Here is a 14,657-nt window from a genome sequence, read left to right on the forward strand (position 1 = left end):
CCCGCGCCGCATTTTGGTGCGGCGGCTGGACGGCCGGATGCGGCAGCGTTGCCGGGCAGGCACATCAAGCATGAACTGTTCCAGCAGTGGACCAAGCGGGGCAATGCGGGGAAACCCCCGCGCGCGGACGCGCGCCTGGACGCGATCCGCGTGCCGCCTGGATGCCTCCTGGATGCAACCCGGCGCGGCCGCTGCGGCGCTCCGCGCGGGCCGCCGGCGCGCCGGGCCGCTTTGGCGCTTTATCCGCAGGCATCGTATGATCCGGGTATCCAACGCCCGACACCGGCAAACCGGCATCATGACTCTTCTCCCCGAAATCCTTCAGGCGCAAACCGAGATGCGCGCCATCCGACGCGACATCCACGCCCATCCCGAACTGTGCTTCCATGAGCAGCGCACCTCCGACGTGGTGGCGCAGAAACTCGCCGCGTGGGGCATCGAGGTCCATCGCGGGCTCGGCACCACGGGGCTGGTCGGCGTCATCCGCAACGGCAGCAGCGGGCGCAGCATCGGCCTGCGCGCGGACATGGACGCGCTGCCGCTGCAGGAAGCCAACACCTTCGGCCATCGTTCGCAGCACGACGGCCGCATGCATGCGTGCGGCCACGACGGCCACACCACCATGCTGCTGGGCGCGGCCCGCTACCTGGCCGAGCACCGCAATTTCGACGGCACCGTCAACCTGATCTTCCAGCCGGCCGAGGAAGGCGGCGGCGGCGCGCGCGAGATGATCAAGGACGGCCTGTTCGAGCGCTTCCCGTGCGACGGCGTGTTCGGCATGCACAACTGGCCCGGCATGCCGGCCGGCTCGTTCGGCACCACGCCGGGACCGTTCATGGCGTCCAGCAACGAATTCCGCATCGTCGTGCGCGGCAAGGGCGCGCACGCCGCGCTGCCGCACAACGGCAACGACCCGGTCTTCACCAGCGCGCAGATCGTCTCCGCGCTGCAGGGCATCATCACGCGCAACAAGCGCCCGATCGACGCCGCGGTGATCTCGGTCACGCAGTTCCATGCCGGCGACGCCACCAACATCGTGCCCGACCAGGCCTGGATCGGCGGCACGGTGCGCACCTTCACGCTGCCGGTGCTCGACCTGATCGAGCGCCGCATGGAAGAGGTGTCCCGTGCCGTCGCCAGCGCGTTCGATTGCACCGTCGATTTCGAGTTTCGCCGCAACTATCCGCCCACGGTCAACAGCGAGGCGGAAACCGCGTTCGCCGTGGAGGTCGCCGCCGATCTGGTGGGCGCGGGCAATGTCGACGGCAAGTACGAGCCGACGATGGGCGCCGAGGACTTTTCCTTCATGCTGCAGGAAAGGCCGGGCTGCTACCTGTTCATCGGCAATGGCGAAGGCGTGCATCGCGAAGCCGGCCACGGCCTCGGCCCGTGCATGCTGCACAACCCCAGCTATGACTTCAACGACGAGATCCTGCCGGTAGGCTCCACGTTCTTCGTCAAGCTGGTGGAGAAGTGGCTGGCGCCTGCCTGAGCGCGCTGCCGCGGTCCCGTTCGCAAAACAAAAAGCGCCGGAGGACTTCCGGCGCTTTTTTGTTTTGGGATTGCCTTGCGATGCGGGGTTCGCGCGGCGCGGGTTTCAGTCGAACGCGATGTCGCCGTACCAGCTTTCCGCGTGGCTCCTGGTGTTGTCGGTGTCGGTCATGATGCCGATCGCCAGCACCTTGCCGGGATCGGCGCCAAAGGCCTTGCGGTAGTCCTCGCTCAGGTCGCGGCGATGGCAGCGCCATTCGTTGGCGTGGGCGGTGCCGGAGTCCACCACGATCATGCGCACGCGGTCCGTGTGGGGGTTGGAGACCACCGAGCCTTCCGGCTTGCGGCTGCCCCAGACGTACATCAGCGTGGCATAGGGCATCTCGCGCCCGGTGGTCAGCCGCGCCATTTCGTACATCAACTGGTCCTTGAGCGACAGGCTGCCCTTGTCGCCATCGAATGCCACGAAGATGCGCAGCGGCGAATCCTCGCGCGGCGCCTGGGCGTTGTCGGCGCTGCGGATCACGTCGCGCGTCTTCCAGGTCCAGTTGAGCATGCCGGGGTCGCGGCTGATCAGCGGCACGTACAGGCCGGAGGCCGAACTGTCGGCTTCTGCATGCAACACCGTGCGATGCCCGACTTCCGTCAGCGTATAGCGCGTGGGCGTCTTGTTGCGATTGACCTTCCAGGGCTGCCAGCCGGGTGGTTCGGCACTCCCGGCGGGAGCTGAGGAAAACAGCGGCAGCCGCGCCAGCAGGGGCGGCGGCTCGACCGCATCGGTGAGCGATTCGGCTTCGGCCGCGTTGGCGGCCATCAGTTTCTCAGCGGGACGGTCGGCCGAAGCGCCTGTCTCGGACAGGCTGGCCTGCTTGAGCGCCTCGATATGCGCCGCGAAGCGGCCGCAGTCGATCGCCGACGGCGCGGCGATGGCGCCCGGTCCCGACTGCACGGCCGAGACCTGCTCCTGGGGAGGCGTTCCCAATGTGCCGCAACCCGCCAAAATCAGCGCGCCAACCATGCCGGTCAGCGCCGGCAGGCAAAATCTGGCCGCCATCGTTCCCCCAAACCTGGATCCCGCGGCCTGTCGCGGCGCGCGACGGCGCCGCCTGACCTTGGTTTTCTGGAAAATCTTTCGAACTGCGCAATGCATCGAACCGCTTCACGCAGCTTCCCGAGCCGCGCTTGGAGCTACGGTAACAGAACGATATGGGGGAAGGAAGGCTCCAGTACCCTGATGCATGCCAATGCGGGGGTTTTGACGGGCGGACGCGACAGTGGGGCCGCGGCGCGGGTCTCTTACGCGGTCATCGGAGTCGCGCTGCCGACGTGATTGAGGCGGAAGCCAATTTGGTCGCCCTAAAAAGCAAAACCCCCCAGTACGTACGTACTGAGGGGTTTTAAGAGAGAGCCTGGCGATTACCTACTTTCACACGGGTAATCCGCACTATCATCGGCGTGGAGTCGTTTCACGGTCCTGTTCGGGATGGGAAGGGGTGGTTCCAACTCGCTATGGTCACCAGGCATGAGCGGTGTGTTGCGCTGGGCTTGTCGGCCAACGCAACGAATAGGGATGTAGTCAGGTTGTGTCTTGTATCGGCCAGGCTGCTGAGCAGCGGCACGCGATACGTCAACCAGGCAGAAACACACTGGTTATAGGATCAAGCCTTACGGGCAATTAGTACTGGTTAGCTTAACGCATTACTGCGCTTCCACACCCAGCCTATCAACGTCCTGGTCTCGAACGACCCTTCAAGGAGGTCAAGCCTCCAGGGAATCCTCATCTTCAGGCGAGTTTCCCGCTTAGATGCTTTCAGCGGTTATCTCTTCCGTACATAGCTACCCTGCGATGCCTCTGGCGAGACAACAGGTACACCAGCGGTACGTCCACTCCGGTCCTCTCGTACTAGGAGCAGCCCCCGTCAAGATTCCAACGCCCACGGCAGATAGGGACCAAACTGTCTCACGACGTTTTAAACCCAGCTCACGTACCTCTTTAAATGGCGAACAGCCATACCCTTGGGACCGGCTACAGCCCCAGGATGAGATGAGCCGACATCGAGGTGCCAAACACCGCCGTCGATATGAACTCTTGGGCGGTATCAGCCTGTTATCCCCAGAGTACCTTTTATCCGTTGAGCGATGGCCCTTCCATTCAGAACCACCGGATCACTATGTCCTGCTTTCGCACCTGCTCGACTTGTCGGTCTCGCAGTTAAGCACGCTTTTGCCATTGCACTTTAGGTACGATGTCCGACCGTACCAAGCGTACCTTCGAACTCCTCCGTTACACTTTGGGAGGAGACCGCCCCAGTCAAACTGCCTACCATGCACTGTCCCCGACCCGGATTCACGGGCCAAGGTTAGAACCTCAAACAAACCAGGGTGGTATTTCAAGGTCGGCTCCACGCAGACTAGCGTCCACGCTTCAAAGCCTCCCACCTATCCTACACAGATCGGTTCAAAGTCCAATGCAAAGCTACAGTAAAGGTTCATGGGGTCTTTCCGTCTAGCCGCGGGGAGATTGCATCATCACAAACACTTCAACTTCGCTGAGTCTCGGGAGGAGACAGTGTGGCCATCGTTACGCCATTCGTGCAGGTCGGAACTTACCCGACAAGGAATTTCGCTACCTTAGGACCGTTATAGTTACGGCCGCCGTTTACCGGGACTTCAATCAAGAGCTTGCACCCCATCATTTAATCTTCCGGCACCGGGCAGGCGTCACACCCTATACGTCCACTTTCGTGTTTGCAGAGTGCTGTGTTTTTATTAAACAGTCGCAGCCACCATTTTATTGCAACCCCTTCACCCTCCTGGCGCAGGCCAGTCAAGCTACAAGGGCGTACCTTATCCCGAAGTTACGGTACCAATTTGCCGAGTTCCTTCTCCCGAGTTCTCTCAAGCGCCTTAGAATACTCATCTCGCCCACCTGTGTCGGTTTGCGGTACGGTCTCGTATGACTGAAGCTTAGAGGCTTTTCTTGGAACCACTTCCAATTGCTTCGCAGCACTAGGCCGCTCGCCCCATATCCTTGAATTCCGCGCCCGGATTTGCCTAAGCGCCTTCTCCAATACAGGGACCGGGACTTCCAACACCCGGACAACCTTCCGCGATCCGTCCCCCCATCGCATCATACGACGGTGCAGGAATATTAACCTGCTTCCCATCAGCTACGCATCTCTGCCTCGCCTTAGGGGCCGACTCACCCTACGCCGATGAACGTTGCGTAGGAAACCTTGGGCTTACGGCGAGGGGGCTTTTCACCCCCTTTATCGCTACTCATGTCAGCATTCGCACTTCTGATACCTCCAGCATCCTTTACAAGACACCTTCACAGGCTTACAGAACGCTCTCCTACCACGCACTTACGTGCGTCCGCAGCTTCGGTGACTGGCTTAGCCCCGTTACATCTTCCGCGCAGGACGACTCGATCAGTGAGCTATTACGCTTTCTTTAAAGGGTGGCTGCTTCTAAGCCAACCTCCTGACTGTTTTAGCCTTCCCACTTCGTTTCCCACTTAGCCAATCTTTGGGACCTTAGCTGGCGGTCTGGGTTGTTTCCCTCTTGACACCGGACGTTAGCACCCGATGTCTGTCTCCCGTGATTGCACTCTTCGGTATTCGGAGTTTGCTATGGCGGGGTAATCAGCAATAGACCCCCCAACCATGACAGTGCTCTACCCCCGAAGGTGAGACACGAGGCACTACCTAAATAGTTTTCGGAGAGAACCAGCTATTTCCAGACTTGTTTAGCCTTTCACCCCTATCCACAGCTCATCCCCTAACTTTTCAACGTTAGTGGGTTCGGTCCTCCAGTACGTGTTACCGCACCTTCAACCTGGCCATGGATAGATCGTCTGGTTTCGGGTCTACACCCAGCGACTGAACGCCCTATTCGGACTCGCTTTCGCTACGCCTTCCCTAATCGGTTAAGCTTGCCACTGAATGTAAGTCGCTGACCCATTATACAAAAGGTACGCCGTCACCCGTTTCCAGGCTCCGACTGTTTGTATGCATGCGGTTTCAGGATCTATTTCACTCCCCTCCCGGGGTTCTTTTCGCCTTTCCCTCACGGTACTGGTTCACTATCGGTCGATCACGAGTATTTAGCCTTGGAGGATGGTCCCCCCATCTTCAGACAGGATTTCACGTGTCCCGCCCTACTTGTCGTACACCTAGTTCCACAACGCTGTTTTCGCATACAGGGCTATCACCTGCTATGGCCGGCCTTTCCAGACCGTTCTGCTAACAACACTGCTAAAGAGTACAAGGCTCTTCCCATTTCGTTCGCCACTACTTTGGGAATCTCGGTTGATTTCTGTTCCTGCAGCTACTTAGATGTTTCAGTTCGCCGCGTTCGCTTCCCTGACCTATGTATTCAGTCAGGGATGACCCATAAGGGCCGGGTTTCCCCATTCGGACATCTCCGGATCAAAGCTTGTTTGCCAGCTCCCCGAAGCTTTTCGCAGGCTACCGCGTCCTTCATCGCCTGTGATCGCCAAGGCATCCACCACATGCACTTGTTCGCTTGACCCTATAACAAGTGTGTCTCTTTCGAGTCACGCTTCCTACAGGTTGAGTTCTCGCATTTGTGCCGTATTCCAAGTCATCTTTCGATCACTTTAAAATACATTTGGTTGATACAATCACAACCCGGTATCGTGTTTTACTGCAGCGTCTCATCAACGCTCACGACACCTTTACTACATCCCATATTGTTAAAGAACAGCCGATGTTTCCATCGTCTTGGCAAAGCCAAAGGCAAACGCTTTTCTCTCAAAGCGCTTGCCTTTGGACTGACCAATCCAAGGTAGTGGTGGAGGATGACGGGATCGAACCGACGACCCCCTGCTTGCAAAGCAGGTGCTCTCCCAGCTGAGCTAATCCCCCGATAACTTGGTGGGTCTGGTAGGACTTGAACCTACGACCCCCGCCTTATCAAGACGGTGCTCTAACCACCTGAGCTACAGACCCTTGGCTGTAACACCAAACAAACCGATAAGTGTGAACGCTCAACAACTTCTGCACGCTCTTGAAAGGAGGTGATCCAGCCGCACCTTCCGATACGGCTACCTTGTTACGACTTCACCCCAGTCATGAACCCTGCCGTGGTAATCGCCCTCCTTGCGGTTAGGCTAACTACTTCTGGCAAAACCCACTCCCATGGTGTGACGGGCGGTGTGTACAAGACCCGGGAACGTATTCACCGCGGCATGCTGATCCGCGATTACTAGCGATTCCAGCTTCACGTAGTCGAGTTGCAGACTACGATCCGGACTACGATGCGTTTTCTGGGATTAGCTCCCCCTCGCGGGTTGGCAACCCTCTGTACGCACCATTGTATGACGTGTGAAGCCCTACCCATAAGGGCCATGAGGACTTGACGTCATCCCCACCTTCCTCCGGTTTGTCACCGGCAGTCTCTCTAGAGTGCCCTTTCGTAGCAACTAGAGACAAGGGTTGCGCTCGTTGCGGGACTTAACCCAACATCTCACGACACGAGCTGACGACAGCCATGCAGCACCTGTGTCCACTTTCTCTTTCGAGCACCTAATGCATCTCTGCTTCGTTAGTGGCATGTCAAGGGTAGGTAAGGTTTTTCGCGTTGCATCGAATTAATCCACATCATCCACCGCTTGTGCGGGTCCCCGTCAATTCCTTTGAGTTTTAATCTTGCGACCGTACTCCCCAGGCGGTCAACTTCACGCGTTAGCTACGTTACTGAAGAAATGAATCCCCAACAACTAGTTGACATCGTTTAGGGCGTGGACTACCAGGGTATCTAATCCTGTTTGCTCCCCACGCTTTCGTGCATGAGCGTCAGTGACGTCCCAGGGGGCTGCCTTCGCCATCGGTATTCCTCCACATCTCTACGCATTTCACTGCTACACGTGGAATTCTACCCCCCTCTGACATACTCTAGCCTTGCAGTCACAAGCGCCATTCCCAAGTTGAGCTCGGGGATTTCACGCCTGTCTTACAAAACCGCCTGCGCACGCTTTACGCCCAGTAATTCCGATTAACGCTCGCACCCTACGTATTACCGCGGCTGCTGGCACGTAGTTAGCCGGTGCTTATTCTTCCGGTACCGTCATCCCCCCGAGGTATTATCCCAGGGGATTTCTTTCCGGACAAAAGTGCTTTACAACCCGAAGGCCTTCTTCACACACGCGGCATTGCTGGATCAGGGTTGCCCCCATTGTCCAAAATTCCCCACTGCTGCCTCCCGTAGGAGTCTGGGCCGTGTCTCAGTCCCAGTGTGGCTGATCGTCCTCTCAGACCAGCTACTGATCGTCGCCTTGGTGAGCTCTTACCTCACCAACTAGCTAATCAGACATCGGCCGCTCCTATCGCGCGAGGCCTTGCGGTCCCCCGCTTTCACCCTCAGGTCGTATGCGGTATTAGCTAATCTTTCGACTAGTTATCCCCCACGACAGGGCACGTTCCGATGTATTACTCACCCGTTCGCCACTCGCCACCAGGATTGCTCCCGTGCTGCCGTTCGACTTGCATGTGTAAGGCATGCCGCCAGCGTTCAATCTGAGCCAGGATCAAACTCTTCAGTTCAATACCTGTGTGACCCAAAAGGGTCTCGCTCTTTCGAGCGGTCGCTCACTCTCAGAAAACTGACTCGATCCCTCCGAAGAAGAACCGAACATGTTTACTGTGCGAGCACTTTATAACTTGTAAGCTAGAAGACCGAAGTCTCCCGCGTCCGCTATCAAGCGCCCACACTTATCGGTTGTTTGTTTGTTAAAGAACTTGCCGCGGTTCGCTTTGCTTACCGCGTCGCTGCTTCGTTGTCAGCAGCAGAGAAACGAGATTATGAAGAACTTTCTACGTTTCGTCAACAGGTTTCGCAATCTTTTTTTGCTTCGATCAGCCGCGCCATCCGCGCCACCAACCTCACCCATTCCCCCGCAGCCCTTGTCCCGTCTGCCTTTGCAGACAAGCTTCGTGTTGCGAGGGAGCGAATATTAAGGCCCCAATCGAGCCTTGGCAATCGATTTGTTACGCGAATATGAAGACAAGCCCGAACGGACAAGATCAAGCCATTGATCTTTAAGGGAAATACCGTATTTCCGAAAAACGGAACGGCAGGAATACCCGATGGAGTTACTCGGGTATTCCCCTATCAAGATTCAGCGATGCTTGAACGCGGGTGCGCGTTTCTCCACAAATGCCGCCATGCCTTCCTTCTGGTCCTCGGTCGCGAAGGTCGAATGGAACAGGCGCCGCTCCAGGTGCACGCCCTCGGACAGGCTGGTCTCGTAGGCGGCGTTGACCGATTCCTTGATCATCATGACCACCGGCAGCGAGAAGCCGGCGATGGTCTCGGCCGCGCCCAGCGCTTCCTCGATCAGCTTGTCGGCGGGCACCACGCGCGACACCAGGCCGGCGCGCTCGGCCTCGGCCGAGTCCATCATGCGCGCGGTCAGGCACAGATCCATCGCCTTGGCCTTGGACACCGCGCGCGGCAGGCGCTGGGTGCCGCCGGCGCCGGGCATGGTGCCCAGCTTCACTTCCGGCTGGCCGAAGCGGGCGCTGTCCGCCGCGATGATGATGTCGCACATCATCGCCAGCTCGCAGCCGCCGCCGAGCGCGTAGCCGGCCACCGCGGCGATCACCGGCTTGCGGATGCGGCGGATGGTTTCCCAGTTGCGCGTGATGTAGTCGCCCTTGTACGCATCCATATAGGAGTACTTGGCCATCATGCCGATGTCGGCGCCGGCGGCAAAGGCGCGCTCGCTGCCGGTGATCACGATGCTGCCGATGGCTTCGTCGGCGTCGAAAGCCGCCAGCGCGGCGCCCAGCTCGTCCATCAGCGCGTCGTTGAGCGCATTGAGCGCCTTGGGACGGTTCAGCGTCACCAGGCCGACGCGCCCGCGGGTTTCGACCAGGATGTTGTCATACGGCATGTCTTCTCCTCCTTGGAAGTGGATCGATGGTGGACCGGTGTCAGTCGTCCGCGAGACGATACCCGCTCTGGCAGGCGCTGGCTATATGGCGCGGGACCGCCATGCGGCCAGGTTGGCACCCGCCGGCGGCTGAGGCACACTCGCCCCATCGCACCGACCGGAGCCCGCGATGGCCAACCCGTTTGTCGCCAGATCGCTGCACCGCCGCCTCAGCGTGGCGCTCGGCAGTCTCGCGTTGCTGGTCGGCCTGCTGGGGGCGCTCGGCGCCTACCTGGTCGTGCGCAGCCTCGGCAACCAGTTCAACGACAACCTGCAGGAGGCCGCCGCCGCCGTCCGCCCCACCCCGGCCACCCCGCCGACGCTGCCGGGCGGCGCGCCGCTGCCGGCCAAGAACGTGGTGGTGCAGGTGTGGGGCCCCGGCGACGGCGCGCGCCCCGGCCACACCAGCGATCCCGGCGTGACGCTGCCGCGCGCCCGGCCCGGCTTCTCGTCGCTGGAGGCCGGCGGCCAGCTCTGGGATGCGTTCGCCCTGCAGGCCGGCGATGCCTACCTGCAGATCGCCGAGCAGCGCCGCGTGCGCAGCGCCAACGCCTGGCGCGTCGCGCTGTGGGCGGCGCTGCCGGTGGTGGCGTTGCTGCCGCTGCTGGTGCTGATCGTGCACGTCACCGTGCGGCTGTCGCTGCGCCCGCTGGAGCGGCTTGGCCAGCGCGCGGCGCGCGCGGACCTGAACCACCTGCAGCCGCTGGAAGACAAGGAGGCGCCCGACGAGCTGCGCCCCTTCCTCGATTCGATCAACCGCATGATGGACCGGCTGTCGACGCTGATCGAGGCGGAGCGCCGCTTCATCGCCAATGCCGCGCACGAGCTGCGCACGCCGATCACCGCGATGCAGTTGCAGGTGGACAACCTGCGCCAGGCCACGCCGGCCGACCGCGACGGGCGGCTCGACGAGCTGCAGCGCGGCATCCGCCGCACCGCTTCGCTGATCGCGCAGTTGCTGGGCCTGGCGCGCGCCGAGATGGGCGGCGCACAGAACGCCCCGCAGGCGGTGTCGCTGCCGCAGGTCGTGACCGATGTCATCGCCGACCTGCTGCCGCTGGCCATCGACCGCGGCGTCGACCTTGGCGCCGAGCGCCTCGACGACATCTCGCTGGTGTGCGCCGAGGCCGACCTGCGCGTGCTGGTCAAGAACCTGATCGACAACGCGATCCGCTACGGCGGCGCGGGCGCGGGTGCGGACTGCCGCGTCGACGTCAGCGTGCTGCGCGAGGGCGCCAGCGCCGTGATCGAGGTGGCGGACAACGGCCCCGGCATCCCGCCGGCCGACCGCGCGCGCGTGTTCGACCGCTTTTTCCGCGGCAGCGCCTCCGACGAGGAAGGCAGCGGCCTGGGCCTGGCCATCGCGCAGACGCTGGCGGCCAACCACGGCGGCCGCGTGACGCTGGCGGCGCGCCCGGACGGCGCCTCGGGCGTTGTGGCGCGCATCGTGCTGCCCATACAATAGCCGCGTTAGCCGCGGCGCCGCCCGAGGGAGGATCGTTGCCATGAGAATCCTGCTGATCGAGGACGATCCGCAGATCGGCCAGAGCCTGGTGCATGCGCTGAAGGATGCGTCGTGCAGCGTCGACTGGGTGCGCAACGGCGATCTCGGCCGCTCCGCCATCGCGGACGGCTCCTACACCGCCATCCTGCTCGACCTCGGCCTGCCCGGCATGGACGGCATGGCGCTGCTGCAATGGCTGCGCGGCGACAACAACCCCACGCCGGTCCTCATCATCACCGCGCGCGACGACGTCGACACGCGCGTCGCCGGGCTCGACCTGGGCGCCGACGACTACGTCGTCAAGCCCTTCGAGAGCAAGGAACTGCTGGCCCGCATCCGCGCCGTGGTGCGGCGCAAGTCGGGCTACGCGAGCGCGACCATCGGCCACGGCCGGGTCGTGCTCGACATCAACGCGCGCCAGTTGAGCTTCGACGGCCGCACGGAAAACGTGTCCGCGCGCGAGTACGCGCTGCTGCTGGCGCTGCTCGAGCGGCCCAACGCCATCCTGTCGCGCGAGCAGCTGGAGGAGCGGCTGTACGGCTGGGGCGAGGAGGTCGAGAGCAACGCCGTCGACGCCATCATCTACAGCATCCGCCGCAAGTTCGGCAGCACCGTCATCCGCAACGTGCGCGGGCTGGGCTGGAGCATCCCGGCCACGTAGCGCGGCGCCGCCGCGCCGGCCAGGGCGCCGGCCTGGCGGCTGGCGGGCGTCAGTAGATGCGCCCGCGGCTATCCATCTCGCGCAGACGGCGGTCGAGTTCGTCGGCATCGTTGGACGAAGCCAGCCAGGCTTCGGTGCGGCGCTGCGCGCTGCGTTCCATCCAGTGGTTCAGCTTGAGCATCAGGGTGTCGAACATGGTGGTCTCCGGTGGGTTTCGAACCGGACCCCGCCGGCGTTCGTTCTGCGCCGCCGGGGTCCGTGCAACCCATGCTAAGCAGCCACAATGAGCCGAAAATGAGCGCGGCCCGCCGGCAGGCGCCCGGACCGGCGCCTCATTCTCTCCTCACTCTGCGCGGCCACAATGCAGTCGTCCCGATGCCGCCAGCGCGCGGCGTCGACCAGCAAGGAGAGGATCATGAATGCCATGCGAAAGTATCCGCCCTACGGGGCGTGGCACTACGGCGTCGGCTACTGGCACCGGTGAGCGCTAGATCGCCATGCCGCCCGAGACCTCGATGCGCTGCGCGTTGACCCAGCGGTTGTCGCCAGAGAGCAGCGCGGCGATCATCGGGCCGACGTCGTCCGGCTCGCCGACGCGGCCGAGCGCCGTCATGTCCGCCACGCGCTTGTTCATCTCCGGGTTGTCGCGCACGATGCCGCCGCTGAAGTCGGTGGCGATCGCACCCGGGGCGACGGTGTTGACGGCGATCCCGCGCGGGCCGAGCTCCTTGGCCATGCAGCGCGTCAGCACCTCGACCGCGCCCTTCATGGCCGCGTAGGCCGCCACGCCGGGGAGCGCCACGCGCGTCAGCCCCGAGGAAATGTTCACGATGCGCCCGCCGTCGTCGATGAGCGGCAGCAGCTTCTGCGTCAGGAAGAACACCCCCTTGAAGTGAATGCGGTAGATGCTGTCCACCTCGTCCTCGGTCGTCTGCGCGAAGGCGTTGTGCAGCGAGGTGCCCGCATTGTTGACGAGGTAGTCGAAGCGCGCGGCGCCCAGGCCGGCCAGCGCCTGCCGGACCGCCTGCACGAAACGGTCGAACGATGCGCTGTCGCCGGCGTCGAGCTGCAGCGCGACGGCGCGGCGCCCCATTGCTTCGGCCGCTGCGCTCACCTGCGCGGCTTCGGCGCGGTTGGCGTGGTAGGTGAAGATCGAATCGACCCCGCGCCGGGCGAGGCTGAGCACGGTATTGCGGCCGATGCCGCGGCTGCCGCCGGTGACGATGGCGATCGGGGCGCGCGCATCGGTGCTGCTGGTGTGGTTGGGCATGGCTGGCTCCTGCAAGTGGTTTGGCGTGGTGACAAGGTAGTCCCGCGCGCGTCCGCGTTGAATGCCGAAACTCGCCTGTTTCTTGCCTAATCCTGCCGAGGTGACTATAACGGCCGGGAATGCCAGACGCAGCGAGACCCGCACATGCCAGATACCCCGCCAGACGCCCTGCCGAATGCCCTGCTGGATGCCGTCACCCGCTACACCGACGCGCAGACCGGCGCGAGCCCGTTCGCCACGGCCATCGACGGCCTCACGATCCTGCGCTCGAACCGCGAGAAGCCGCCCAGCCTCCTGATCTTCAAGCCCGCGCTGTGCATCGTCGTGCAGGGCGCGAAATGGACGACCTTCGGCGACAAGCGGTTCGACTACCGCGCGGGGCAGGCGCTGATCGTCAGCGTCGAAGCGCCGGCGTTCGGCCGCGTCGTCGAGGCCAGCCCGGACAAGCCGTATCTCGGCGTGGCCATCGAGTTCGACCTGGCCATCATGCGCGACGTGATGGAAGCGCTGGATGCGCCGCCGCAGGCCAGCGGCGAGGCCCGCTCCGGCGTGTTCGTCACCGACTTCGACGGGCCGCTGGCCGACTGCGCGCTGCGCATGGTGCGCCTGCTCGCTACGCCGCGCGCCATCCCGATGCTCCACCCGCTGCTCATGCGCGAGATCAGCTACTGGCTGCTGACCGGCCCGCACGGCGGCGAGATCGCGCGGCTGGCGCTGGCCAACAGCCACGCGCAGCGCGTCATCGGCGCCATCCACGCCTTGCGCGAGCGCTTCGCGCAGCCGGTGCGCATCGAGGAGCTGGCGCTGACCGCGCAGATGAGCCCTTCGGCGTTCCACCGGCAGTTCAAGGCGCTGACCTCGATGACGCCGCTGCAATACCAGAAGCAGTTGCGCCTGCTGGAAGCGCGCCGCCTGATGGCGGCCGACGCCGCCAATGTCGAGACCGCGGCGTTCCAGGTCGGCTACGAAAGCCCGTCGCAGTTCAGCCGCGAATACGCGCGCATGTTCGGCTCGCCGCCGCGGCGCGACGTCGCCGCGCTGCGCGAGGAAGTGGCCAGGCACGCCATGTGATCTCGCCGCGGACACGGCGAAAGCGCGCGGCGCGGCGCCCCGATGCGGGACTAGCCGGGCTGGCCGGCGAGAATCGCCGCGCGCACGTTCTGCACGTGCGCGGCGCCGGCGGCTTCGGCCTCGTCGGGATCGCCCGCGAGCACCGCCGCGGCGATGCGCCGGTAGTCGGCCAGCCGCATCTGCTGCAGCGACGCGAGCCGGTGCTGCGCATGCACGACCGGCATGTGGATGGTCGGGAACAGCCGGCGCAGCTCGCGGTTGCCGCCCATCTCCAGCAGCGTGCGATAGAAATGCCGGCGCGCGCCCGAGAACGCCTCGCCCGGGCGCGTCCGCTCCGCCCGTTCCGCCTTCTCCGCCTTCTCCGCCTTCTCCGCCTTCTCCGCCTTGCCCGCGCCCGCCAGCGCCTGCACCGCGGCGCGCAGGGCCTGCGCGTGCGCGCGGTCGCCGCTGCCGCGCGCGGCGGCGCGCGCGAGCAGGCCGGTCATGCGCTCGGCCACGTCGAGCACGTCGAGCGTGTCCTGCAGGCTCAGGCGCCGGATCACCGCGCCGCGATGGCGCGGCAGTTCGACGATGCCCTCGGCGGCCAGCCGCTGCAGCGCCTCGCGCACGGAGTTGCGGCCCACGCCGAACTGCGTGGCGAGATCCGCTTCCACGAGTCGCTGGCCCGGCACGAAGCTGCCGAGCTCGAGGCCGCCCATGATGC

Annotated in this window: 9 protein-coding genes, 2 tRNA genes and 3 rRNA genes; 4 read left to right on the plus strand and 10 right to left on the minus strand. The window is 63.3% G+C overall.

From position 1 onward, the window contains the following. Positions 1–298 precede the first annotated feature (298 nt). Entirely contained in the window at positions 299–1,492 is a 1,194-nt protein-coding gene (locus tag ACWTPI_RS17465; RefSeq protein ID WP_029043952.1) for a M20 aminoacylase family protein, read from the plus strand. A 105-nt stretch (positions 1,493–1,597) separates the two neighbouring features. Here the strand turns inward: ACWTPI_RS17465 and ACWTPI_RS17470 are convergent, their stop codons facing one another. The 7 genes from ACWTPI_RS17470 to ACWTPI_RS17500 all read right to left on the minus strand — a co-directional run bounded on the left by ACWTPI_RS17470 (position 1,598) and on the right by ACWTPI_RS17500 (position 9,409). Beyond that, complete coding sequence (locus tag ACWTPI_RS17470) at positions 1,598–2,545, minus strand: DUF3047 domain-containing protein (RefSeq protein WP_454732248.1); 948 nt, start codon at positions 2,543–2,545, stop codon at positions 1,598–1,600. Between the two features lie 353 nt (positions 2,546–2,898). Further along, a 5S ribosomal RNA gene (rrf, locus tag ACWTPI_RS17475) occupies positions 2,899–3,012 on the minus strand. Between the two features lie 133 nt (positions 3,013–3,145). Further along, positions 3,146–6,024 (minus strand): 23S ribosomal RNA (locus ACWTPI_RS17480). 280 nt (positions 6,025–6,304) lie between these two features. Then, positions 6,305–6,380 (minus strand) — tRNA-Ala (locus tag ACWTPI_RS17485). Between the two features lie 7 nt (positions 6,381–6,387). Further along, positions 6,388–6,464 (minus strand) — tRNA-Ile (locus tag ACWTPI_RS17490). A gap of 61 nt (positions 6,465–6,525) precedes the next feature. Continuing rightward, positions 6,526–8,057 (minus strand): 16S ribosomal RNA (locus tag ACWTPI_RS17495). The 16S, 23S and 5S rRNA genes sit together here with 2 tRNA genes alongside, the layout of an rRNA operon. 575 nt (positions 8,058–8,632) lie before the next feature. Continuing rightward, a complete protein-coding gene (locus tag ACWTPI_RS17500; protein ID WP_454732249.1) occupies positions 8,633–9,409 on the minus strand; it encodes an enoyl-CoA hydratase in 777 nt (258 codons plus the stop codon). A gap of 169 nt (positions 9,410–9,578) precedes the next feature. On the opposite strand from ACWTPI_RS17500, the gene ACWTPI_RS17505 reads away from it, so the two are divergent. Then, positions 9,579–10,913, plus strand: a complete 1,335-nt coding sequence (locus ACWTPI_RS17505; RefSeq protein ID WP_454732250.1) for a sensor histidine kinase — start codon at positions 9,579–9,581, stop codon at positions 10,911–10,913. A 40-nt stretch (positions 10,914–10,953) separates the two neighbouring features. Beyond that, positions 10,954–11,613, plus strand: a complete 660-nt coding sequence (locus tag ACWTPI_RS17510) for a response regulator transcription factor (RefSeq protein WP_020201952.1) — start codon at positions 10,954–10,956, stop codon at positions 11,611–11,613. 49 nt (positions 11,614–11,662) lie between these two features. On the opposite strand, the gene ACWTPI_RS17515 is transcribed toward ACWTPI_RS17510, so the two are convergent. Beyond that, positions 11,663–11,809, minus strand: coding sequence for a DUF3563 family protein (locus tag ACWTPI_RS17515; RefSeq protein WP_020201953.1), 147 nt, complete (start codon positions 11,807–11,809; stop codon positions 11,663–11,665). A gap of 291 nt (positions 11,810–12,100) precedes the next feature. After that, the gene (locus ACWTPI_RS17520) at positions 12,101–12,883 is read right to left on the minus strand and encodes an SDR family NAD(P)-dependent oxidoreductase (RefSeq protein WP_454732251.1); all 783 of its coding nucleotides are present in this window, start codon (positions 12,881–12,883) and stop codon (positions 12,101–12,103) included. Between the two features lie 144 nt (positions 12,884–13,027). Here ACWTPI_RS17520 and ACWTPI_RS17525 point away from each other — a divergent pair, with 144 nt between their 5' ends. Beyond that, entirely contained in the window at positions 13,028–13,954 is a 927-nt protein-coding gene (locus ACWTPI_RS17525) for an AraC family transcriptional regulator N-terminal domain-containing protein (protein WP_454732252.1), read from the plus strand. A 50-nt stretch (positions 13,955–14,004) separates the two neighbouring features. Here the strand turns inward: ACWTPI_RS17525 and ACWTPI_RS17530 are convergent, their stop codons facing one another. Next, positions 14,005–14,652 (minus strand): GntR family transcriptional regulator, encoded by a 648-nt coding sequence (locus tag ACWTPI_RS17530; RefSeq protein WP_454732497.1) that lies wholly within the window; start codon positions 14,650–14,652, stop codon positions 14,005–14,007. Positions 14,653–14,657: the final 5 nt, after the last annotated feature.

This window comes from Cupriavidus ulmosensis (genome assembly GCF_977008105.1).

Coding starts and splice junctions, on each gene's coding strand:
- ACWTPI_RS17465 (WP_029043952.1), top strand. CDS start 299: ATGACTCTTCTCCCCGAAATCCTTCAGGCGCAAACCGAGATGCGCGCC.
- ACWTPI_RS17470 (WP_454732248.1), bottom strand. CDS start 2,545: ATGGCGGCCAGATTTTGCCTGCCGGCGCTGACCGGCATGGTTGGCGCG.
- ACWTPI_RS17500 (WP_454732249.1), bottom strand. CDS start 9,409: ATGCCGTATGACAACATCCTGGTCGAAACCCGCGGGCGCGTCGGCCTG.
- ACWTPI_RS17505 (WP_454732250.1), top strand. CDS start 9,579: ATGGCCAACCCGTTTGTCGCCAGATCGCTGCACCGCCGCCTCAGCGTG.
- ACWTPI_RS17510 (WP_020201952.1), top strand. CDS start 10,954: ATGAGAATCCTGCTGATCGAGGACGATCCGCAGATCGGCCAGAGCCTG.
- ACWTPI_RS17515 (WP_020201953.1), bottom strand. CDS start 11,809: ATGTTCGACACCCTGATGCTCAAGCTGAACCACTGGATGGAACGCAGC.
- ACWTPI_RS17520 (WP_454732251.1), bottom strand. CDS start 12,883: ATGCCCAACCACACCAGCAGCACCGATGCGCGCGCCCCGATCGCCATC.
- ACWTPI_RS17525 (WP_454732252.1), top strand. CDS start 13,028: ATGCCAGATACCCCGCCAGACGCCCTGCCGAATGCCCTGCTGGATGCC.
- ACWTPI_RS17530 (WP_454732497.1), bottom strand. CDS start 14,652: ATGGGCGGCCTCGAGCTCGGCAGCTTCGTGCCGGGCCAGCGACTCGTG.